The organism is Micromonospora deserti, assembly GCF_003236335.1.
GTDB lineage: Bacteria > Actinomycetota > Actinomycetes > Mycobacteriales > Micromonosporaceae > Micromonospora > Micromonospora deserti.
In genome coordinates this window covers 1-8,940 of the sequence record NZ_POUB01000247.1, presented here as the reverse complement: position 1 = coordinate 8,940, position 8,940 = coordinate 1, and the positions used below count along the sequence as shown (strand labels likewise).

Genomic DNA, 8,940 nt, shown 5'->3' with positions numbered 1-8,940 from the left:
CGCCTGCCCCGCTCCGCGCGCCGCAAGCAGCTGCTCGCCGCCGCCCAGGAGGTGTTCGTCGCCCAGGGCTACCACGCGGCCGCGATGGATGACATCGCCGAGCGGGCGGGGGTCTCCAAGCCGGTGCTCTACCAGCACTTCCCGGGCAAGATGGAGCTCTACCTCGCGCTGCTGGACACGCACTGCGACGCGATCGTCGCCAAGGTGCACGACGCCATGCGCGGCACCAGCGACAACAAGGAGCGGGTCAGCGCCTCGGTCCGCGCGTACTTCGACTTCGTCGACCACGAGAGCGAGGCCTTCCGCCTGGTCTTCGAGTCCGACCTGCGCAACGACCCGGCCGTGCGGCAGCGCGTGGAGCGGGTCGAGCAGGGCTGCATCGCGGCGATCACCGACACCATCATCTCGGACACCGGCGTCAGCCGGGCGCACGCCGAGCTGCTCGCCTCCGGCCTGGTCGGCGCGGCCGAGACCGCCGCGCAGTTCTGGCTGGCCGGCGGCCGGCAGGTGCCCAAGGCCGAGGCGGAGGCGCTGGTGGCGGCGCTCTCCTGGCGGGGCATCGCCAGCTTCCCGCTGCAAGGTGAGTCAGCCTGAACATCGCGCCGCGAGATCGGATAGCCTTCCCATCGGCGGCTCTTTCGCCCAGACGAGGAGGCACAGTGGAGGTCAAGATCGGCGTGCAGTACGCGCCCCGCGAGCTGGTTCTGGAGAGCGCGCAGTCGCCGGCCGAGATCGAGCGGATCGTGACCGACGCCATCGCTAAGGACGAGGGGACGCTCTCCCTCACCGACGAGAAGGGCCGGCGGATCATCGTGCCGGTCAACAAGGTCGCCTACGTCGAGATCGCCGAGGCGTCGCCGCGCGCGGTCGGGTTCACCGTCCGCTAGTCACACCCTGCCGCCCGCGGCGGGTGCCGCTGTCACCCGTCGCGGAAGCACCGGCCGCGCGACGCCGGACACGATGGCATCGGCGTCGCCACCCAGACAGGGGGGCATCGGCGTCGCGACCCGGGCGAGGGCATCGGCGTCGCGACTTGGGCACGGCCGACGGCCGGAACCGTCGCCGGGCGAGGGCATTGGCGTAGCGACCCGGGCGCGACCGCCCGACCGGCCGCCGACTGCTCAGTTGTTCAGGCCTACGGCGGCCATCCGCGCGGTGTGCGCGGCGGTCAGCCGCCGGAACAGCCCCTGCACGTCCACCTGTTCCCCCTGCGCGATGAGCGCGGTGAGTGGGCCCCGGTCGGCGGCGGCGACCCGACCCGCCTGCGACAGCGCCTCGCCGACCAGCCGGCGGGCCCACATCGACAGCCGGTTGGCCACCCTGGGGTCGGCCTCGATGGCGACCCGGATCTCGGCGGCGGCGAAGTCGGCGTACCGGGACTCGTGGAGCACGTCGAGGACGAGTTGGCGGTCCGGCCCGTCCAGCGTGCCGGCGATCTCGCGGAGGAAGTCGTCGGTGATCGCGTCGCCGACGTACGCCTTGGTCACCGCCTCCGCCCAGTCCTTCGGCTCGGTCGAGTCGTGGTACGCCTGCAGCGGCCCGACGTACGGCGCCATCGCGTCGTCCGGCGGCACGTCGAGCGCGGCGAGCCGGTCGGCCAGTCGCCGGTAGTTGCCGATCTCGGCCGCGGCCATCTCACTCAGCGCGGCGCGGCGGCGCAGGTCGGGGGCGAGCCGGGCGTCGGCGGCCATCCGGTCAAAGGCGAGCAGCTCGCCGAGGGCGACCAGACCGAGCAGGTCGACGACGGCGGGCGTGGGCGTGGTGGGGGCGGGCACGAGCGCAGGCTACCGCCCGTCGGCCCGCGGCGGGGAAAGTGGCCTGGCTCACACCGGTTACCCCCGGTGAAGGGGCGCCCATCCGGAATCAGGACGGCCTCGGGCCGGTTCAGGTAGGATAGAGCAGTTGCCGTGGGCTTCGACCGACCGATGTTCGATCAGGTCGCGATCCGATCCGCGGCGCGCGTGCGGCCCGGTCCGGCTCGGCATTCTGCCGCCGACCGTGTGGCCCGCGCCATACCGACCGCGCCCTGAGGACATGACGGGGCGCACCCACGAGAGGGCACCCCCAGATCCAGATGAGCGAACTGACCCAAGACCTCATGGACGGCCAGGAACTGGCCCCCACCGCCCCGGTACGACCGGAGGCACCCACCTTCGCCGAGCTCGGCGCGCGTCAGGAGACCGTCGACGCGCTGGCCGCGGCCGGCATCACCCGCGCCTTCGCCATCCAGGAGTACGCGCTCCCGATCGCGCTGCGCGGCACCGACCTGATCGGCCAGGCGCCCACCGGCACCGGCAAGACCCTCGGCTTCGGCGTACCGCTGCTGGAGCGGGTGTTCGCGCCAAGCGAGGGCGGCGCCGGCGTGCCGCAGGCGCTGGTCGTCGTACCGACCCGCGAGCTGGGCATCCAGGTCGCCAAGGACCTGCAGGCCGCGGGGCGGCTCCGCGGCGTACGGGTGCTGCCGATCTACGGCGGCGTGGCGTACGAACCGCAGATCGACGCGCTCCGCAAGGGCGTGGAGATCCTGGTCGGCACGCCCGGCCGGCTGCTCGACCTGGCCAAGCAGAAGCACCTGCGGCTCGACCGGGTGCACGCGCTGGTTCTCGACGAGGCCGACCGGATGCTCGACCTGGGCTTCCTCGACGACGTCGAGAGGATCCTGGCGATGCTGCCGGAGGACCGGCAGACCATGCTCTTCTCCGCGACCATGCCGGACCCGATCGTCACCCTCTCCCGGCGCTTCCTGCGCCACCCGGTGACCATCCACGCCGGCCACACCGCCGAGACCGGCCCGTCGCCGCAGACCGAGCAGCTGGTCTACCGCACCCACTCGATGAACAAGGTCGAGATCGTGGCGCGGATCCTGCAGGCCGAGGGGCGCGCGCTGACCATGATCTTCACCCGGACCAAGCGCGCCGCCGACCGGGTGGCCGAGGACCTCGACTTCCGCGGTTTCGCCGTGGCTGCCGTGCACGGTGACCTCGGGCAGGGCGCGCGCGAGCGGGCACTGCGGGCCTTCCGGGCCGGCAAGATCGACATCCTGGTCGCCACCGACGTGGCCGCCCGGGGGCTGGACGTCAACGGCGTCACCCACGTCATCAACTACGACTGCCCCGAGGACCAGGACACCTACACCCACCGGATCGGTCGTACCGGCCGGGCCGGGGCGAGCGGCGTGGCGGTGACCTTCGTCGACTGGGACGACATGCCCCGCTGGCGGATCATCGACAAGACGCTGGGCCTGGACATGCCGGAGCCGCCGGAGACGTACCACACGTCCCCGCACCTCTACACCGACCTGCACATCTCCACCGAGGTCACCGGCACCCTGCCGACGGCCGAGCGCACCCGCGCCGGGCTGGCCGCCGAGGTCGAGGAGGACCTGGGCGGTGGCCGGTCCCGCCGGGGCGACGGGCGGGGTTCCCGGCGCGGCGAGGGCCGCAGCCGCGGCGACGGCCGCCGGGACCGCGCCGAGGCGGCCGCCGGGCCGGACACCGCGCCCCTCGCCGACGGTTCCGCGGAGGAGGACACCCGCACCCCGCGACGTCGCCGGCGCCGCCGGGCCGGCGAAGTGGTCGCGGGCGAGCCGACCGCGGTGATCACGGCCGAGGCCGGCTCCACCGCGCCGGCCGGTGTCGAGGGCGAGGCGGCGCCCAAGCCGCGCCGCCGCCGGCGCCGTCGTGGTGGCGGTGGTGGCTCCGCCGCCGGTACGCCGGCCGAGGCGACCGCCGACTGACACGCGTACACCCACGACGTCCCCCGCGCCGGATTCTCCGGGCCGCGGGGGACGTCCGCGTCAGCCCCGCCGTCGCCTCCGTGGCCGGCCCGCCGCTCACCCGGGTCACGCCGCTCCCACGCCAGGACCCACCCGACCGGTCACCCGGTGCGCCCTTCGCTCTGCCGGGAGCAGGAAGATGGAGTCATGCCCGAACCGTTGGACGCCGCCCTGGCCGAGGTCCGAGCGCTGCTGCTCGACCCCACGCTGACCCGGGCGGTCGCCGCCGGGCGGCGCCGCGGCCACCGTCCCTCGGTGGTCCGGGCCGAGCTGCGACCGGTCGCGCTCAAGGCCGGCCCGCGGCTACAGATCTCCACCTCCGACGGCGCCCGGCCGTACACCCGCAACGTCGCCGCGGGGCCGGAGGCGGACGCGGTGGTGGATGCGCTGCTGGCCGAGCCGTTCGGCAACTGGCACGTGGAGACGGCCGGCGCGACGCTGCAACTGCGGGTGACCAAATCCGGCGAGGCACAGGTGCACCGGGCCGCCGCGACCCGCACGGAAGCCGAACCGGGCGGCCACGACCGGGCGAAGGAGTACCTGCTCGACCCGGGCGACCCCATCTTCACTGAGATCGGCGGCTCGGCCGCCAAGCGGCGGCAGGTGGACGCGTTCCTGCGGGCGCTGGCGGCGACCCTGCCCGACGATCTCACCGGTCCGCTCCGGGTGGTCGACCTGGGCTGCGGCAACGCGTACCTGACCTTCGCCGCCTACCGCTGGCTCGCCCAGCGGGGCCTCGACGTTCAGCTGGTCGGCGTGGACGTGCGGGAGGACCAGCGCCGCCGCAACACCGAGCTGGCCGAGCGGCTCGGCTGGGCCGACCGGGTGAGCTTCGTCGCGGGCTCGATCGCCGGCGCGATCGTCGAGCCGGCACCGGACCTCGTTCTGGCGCTGCACGCGTGCGACACCGCGACCGACGAGGCGCTGGCCCGGGCGGTGCGCTGGCGGGCCCGCTGGGTGCTCGCCGCGCCCTGCTGCCACCACGACGTCGCGGCCCAGTTGCGGACGCGACCCGCCCCCGCCCCGTACGAGCTGCTGACCCGGCAGGGCATCCTGCGGGAGCGCTTCGCGGACGTCCTCACCGACGCGCTACGGGCCGCGCTGCTGCGCCTGCACGGCTACCGGGCCGAGGTGGTGGAGTTCGTCGACTCCCGGCACACACCCCGCAACCTGCTGATCCGGGCCCGCCGCACCGGCGCGGCGCCGACCGCCGCCCAGCGGGCCGACTACCGGGCCCTGGTCGACCAGTGGCGGATCACGCCCCGGCTGGAGACGCTCCTGACGGCCGGACCGGCACCCGGCGGCACCGACGCCCACGCCATTCACCCCGATTGATCCACCCGGCAGTCCCGCCCCCGGGACGGTCTGGTCGATCAGTCAATTGTTTCCGCCCCGGCCCGTACTACCCTCGGAGGCGCACCCTCAGGTGCCGGTCGGGAGGGGAAGACCCGCTGGAATGGGCCCGGTAGACGTATCGCCGCAGATGGCGTTCGCCCGCTTCGTGCGGCGGGCCATCGACGACGCCCGCGAGGAGCGCGGCTGGACCGTCACCGACCTGGCGTCCCACACGGGTGTCGGTCGCTCCACCGTCTTCCGCTGGCTGGCGGGTGACTGGCAGGACTACCCCGAACTGGCCAAGGTGCGCGGCTTCTGCGCCGCACTGGACCTACCCGTCGCGGCCGCGTTCCGGGCGCTCGGGCTGCCCGACGCCGGCCCCGCACCCCGCTGGCGCTCCGACGAGGGCCCGGTGGAGGCGGACATCCGGGTGATCCTGCAACGGCTGGCCGACCCGTCGGTGCCGGCCGAGGAGAAGCACCACATCCGCGACCTGCTGCGCTACCTGGCCCGCCGCCCAATCCGCCACGCCGGGTGAGCCGCGGTCAGGCCACCGTGACGGTGAACTCGGCGGTCCGCACCACCCCGGCGACCTGGAAGTCCAGGTAGAGCCGGTACCGGCCGGGGCCGGGGGTGGTCAGCCAGAACGTCACCGCCCCGTCGACGAGCGCCGGCTCGGGATGGACGTGCAGGTAGCCGAGATCCCCCTCGCGCAGCGCCACCAGGTGCCCGTACGCGCCGAGGTAGCGCTCGGGGACGGTGGTGGCGCCGTCCGCGGTGATCCGAAAGGTCAGCGGCACGGTCAACCCGGCCTGCGGGGAGCCCCGGTAGTCGACGGTGAACCCGTCGACCGTGACCGAGGTGGCCGCCGCCGGCAACGGTCGCGGCTGGTAGCCGCCGGGCGCGACCAGGTCCACCCCGAGCGTCACCGCCGCCTGCCGGCCGTCGTCGGCGAGCGCGGTGAAGTCGGCGTACGCCCGCCAGACGCCGGGCTGCGGCAGGGTCACCGGCACCGACCAGGTGCCGTCCGCCGCCATGGTCGGGTGCAGGTGCTGGTAGCCGGTCAGGTCGCGGCGGACCACGATGAGGTGCATCGGCTTGTCGTGCACGACCGCGAACCGGGTCACCGGGCGGCGCTGCGCGTCCCGGATCTGGAACCGCAGCTCCCCCCGGCGACCGGCGGTGAAGTCGCCGGTCAGCGGGGTGAGCGTGTAGCCGGCCGAACTGACCGCGAGGCCGCCCGCCTCGACCGCCGCGGCCTGGCCGACACCGTGCTCGTGCCCGCCGGTGCCGGGCGCGTGGGTGTGGTCGGTGAGGGCGCCGTCCAGGCCCGCCCCGGCCGACGGGCCGCCGCCGTTGATCCGGCCGAGCCCGAAGCCGAGCAGCACGGCGAGGACCAGCCCGCCAACCACCAGCGCCAGCCGGACGGTGCTCCGGTCCGGTACGGCAGAGACCTGGTCGGGCACGCCGGCGTCCAGCTCGGTGACGTGCTGACCGGTCATGGCGACCACGTTACCGCCGCGACCGGCCACTCCAGCCCAGGTCGCGGGCCACCGTGGCGACGGTCGCAATCCGGCCGGCCCGGGAACTTTCCAACCCGGCCCGACGACGACGCGGGCGGGGTCAGCCGGCGACGGCCAGGGCGAGGGGCAGCACGTCGGGCGCGCCGGCCCGGCGCAGCTCCCGGGCCACCATCGTCATGGTCCAGCCCGTGTCGACCAGGTCGTCGACGAGCAGCACCGGCCCGTCCAGCCGGCCCAGGGCGTCGGCCAGTTCCACCGGCACGGTGACGGCGTCGTGCAGCGCGCGTACCCGCTGCGCGCTGTTGCCGCGCGGGCCGCCGGTCGGGCCGGTCGGGGTGACCTGGCCGAGCAGCGGCAGCCGCCCGACGGTGGCGATCCGCTCGGCGAGCGAGGCGACCAGCCGGGGCCGCCGCCGCGAGCCGACCGCGACCACCGCGACCGGCCGCCGTGGCCACGGGTCGTCGCCGTGCGCCCAGGCCCTGAGCACCTCGACCACGGCGGCCGCCACGTCGTCGGGGACGGTACGGTCGGCCGCCTCCGGCCCGATCAGGTCGCGCAGCCGGCCACCCCAGCCGAGGTCCGACAGGCGGCCGACCGCCCGCCCCGGCAGCGCCTGCTCCGCCGGGGTGATTCGCCCCTTCAGCGGTACGCCGACCGCGTCCAGCCCGGTCGGCCAGAGCTTCTTCGGCGGGATCTGCACCCCGGGGCGACCGAGGAAGGTCTGTGCGGCGGTCAGCGCGGTCGCCGGAACCTCCGGGGTGAACAGCGGCCCGGCGCAGCAGTCACACCGGCCGCAGTCCGCCGCCGCGGTGTCGTCGAGGCACTCGCGCAGGTACCGCAGCCGGCAGCCAGGGGTGGTCGCGTACTCCCGCATGGCCTGCTGCTCGGCGGTGCGCGCGGCGGCGACGCGGCGCAACCGGGCCTCGTCGTAGACCCACGGCTCGCCGGTGGCGAGCCAGCCGCCGCGGACCCGGCGGACCGCGCCGTCGACGTCGAGCACCTTGAGCATCAGCTCCAGCCGGGCCCGGCGCAGGTCGACGATGGGTTCCAGGGCCTGGGTGGAGAGCGGCCGGTCGGTGTGCAGGGCGGCCAGCACGGCCCGGACCTGCTCCTCCGGCGGGAAGGCGAGGGAGGCGAAGTAGCGCCAGATGGCCGCGTCCTCGGCGCCGGGCAGCAGCAGCACCTCGGCGTGCGCGACGGCCCGGCCGGCCCGGCCGACCTGCTGGTAGTACGCGATCGGCGAGGGCGGCGCGCCGAGGTGCACCACGAAGCCGAGGTCCGGCTTGTCGAAGCCCATGCCCAGCGCGCTCGTGGCGACCAGCGCCTTGATCTTGTTGTCGAGCAGGTCCTGCTCGGCGGCCCGCCGGTCGGCGTCCTCGGCCTGACCGGTGTAGGCGGCGACGGCGTAGCCCCGGGAGCGGAGGAACTCGGCGGTCTCCCCCGCCGCCGCCACGGTGAGCGTGTAGACGATGCCCGAGCCGGGGAGCCGCTCCAGGTGGTCGGCGAGCCAGGCCAGCCGGTGCGCGGGGCTCGGCAGGTCGACCACGCCCAGCCGCAGCGACTCCCGGTCGAGGCTGCCCCGCAGCACCAGCACGTCCGGGCGGCGCGCGGCCGGACCGGCCAGCTCGGTGCCGAGCTGCTCGGCCACGTCGGCGGTGACCCGGGCGTTGGCGGTGGCCGTGGTGGCCAGCACCGGCGTGCCGTCGGGCAGGTTGCCGAGGAAGGTCCGCAGCCGGCGGTAGTCCGGCCGGAAGTCGTGCCCCCAGTCGGAGACGCAGTGCGCCTCGTCGACCACCAGCAGCCCGGTGGTGGCGGCGAGCTCCGGCAGCACGCCGTCGCGGAAGTCCGGGTTGTTGAGCCGCTCCGGGCTGATCAGCAGCACGTCCACCGCACCGGCGTGGATCTCGGCGGTGATCTCGTCCCACTCGTCCAGGTTGGCGGAGTTGATGGTCCGGGCCCGGATGCCGGCCCGGGCGGCCGACTCGACCTGGTTGCGCATCAGCGCCAGCAACGGCGAGACGATCACCGTCGGCCCGGCCGGAGGGCTCGACCCGCCGCCCGCCTCGGCGGCGACGCCTCGCTCGCGCAGCAGGGCGGTGGCGACGAAGTAGACCGCCGACTTGCCCCAGCCGGTGCGCTGCACGCAGAGCACCCGGCGCCGGTCCACCACCAGCGCCTCGATCGCCCGCCACTGGTCCTCGCGCAGCCGCGCGTGCTCGCCGGCCAGCCGCCGCAGCACCGCCTCGGCCCGCTCCCGTACCGCCGCCCGCTCCTGCCTCACCCGGCATTTCTACCAGCGCCCCCGAC

Annotated in this window: 8 protein-coding genes; 5 read left to right on the top strand and 3 right to left on the bottom strand. The window is 75.1% G+C overall.

The genetic code is table 11. The features are described from left to right. Together C1I99_RS25440 and C1I99_RS25435 are read left to right on the top strand one after the other, a co-directional pair. On the top strand, positions 1-594 hold a 594-nt coding region (locus tag C1I99_RS25440; RefSeq protein WP_111136719.1), incomplete at its 5' end, for a TetR/AcrR family transcriptional regulator. A gap of 65 nt (positions 595-659) precedes the next feature. Continuing rightward, the gene (locus C1I99_RS25435) at positions 660-887 is read left to right on the top strand and encodes a DUF3107 domain-containing protein (RefSeq protein ID WP_111136718.1); all 228 of its coding nucleotides are present in this window, start codon (positions 660-662) and stop codon (positions 885-887) included. A gap of 234 nt (positions 888-1,121) precedes the next feature. Here C1I99_RS25435 and C1I99_RS25430 read toward each other — a convergent pair whose 3' ends face one another. Then, complete coding sequence (locus C1I99_RS25430) at positions 1,122-1,775, bottom strand: ferritin-like fold-containing protein (protein ID WP_111136717.1); 654 nt, start codon at positions 1,773-1,775, stop codon at positions 1,122-1,124. A gap of 299 nt (positions 1,776-2,074) precedes the next feature. Here C1I99_RS25430 and C1I99_RS25425 point away from each other — a divergent pair, with 299 nt between their 5' ends. The 3 genes from C1I99_RS25425 (at position 2,075) to C1I99_RS25415 (ending at position 5,648) form a co-directional block, all read left to right on the top strand. Then, positions 2,075-3,736 carry a DEAD/DEAH box helicase gene (locus tag C1I99_RS25425; protein WP_111136716.1) on the top strand — a complete coding sequence of 554 codons (1,662 nt, stop codon included), beginning with the start codon at positions 2,075-2,077 and terminating at the stop codon, positions 3,734-3,736. Positions 3,737-3,922: 186 nt separating this feature from the next. Continuing rightward, positions 3,923-5,110: a class I SAM-dependent methyltransferase gene (locus tag C1I99_RS25420; RefSeq protein WP_111136715.1), complete on the top strand. Its 1,188-nt coding sequence runs from the start codon at positions 3,923-3,925 to the stop codon at positions 5,108-5,110. 121 nt (positions 5,111-5,231) lie between these two features. Continuing rightward, a complete protein-coding gene (locus C1I99_RS25415) occupies positions 5,232-5,648 on the top strand; it encodes a helix-turn-helix domain-containing protein (RefSeq protein WP_199562387.1) in 417 nt (138 codons plus the stop codon). 7 nt (positions 5,649-5,655) lie between these two features. Here C1I99_RS25415 and C1I99_RS25410 read toward each other — a convergent pair whose 3' ends face one another. Next, on the bottom strand, positions 5,656-6,612 hold the full coding sequence (locus tag C1I99_RS25410; RefSeq protein WP_233512706.1) for a DUF8832 domain-containing protein: 957 nt from the start codon (positions 6,610-6,612) through the stop codon (positions 5,656-5,658). A gap of 121 nt (positions 6,613-6,733) precedes the next feature. Continuing rightward, positions 6,734-8,914, bottom strand: a complete 2,181-nt coding sequence (locus C1I99_RS25405; protein ID WP_111136713.1) for a RecQ family ATP-dependent DNA helicase — start codon at positions 8,912-8,914, stop codon at positions 6,734-6,736. Positions 8,915-8,940 lie beyond the last annotated feature (26 nt).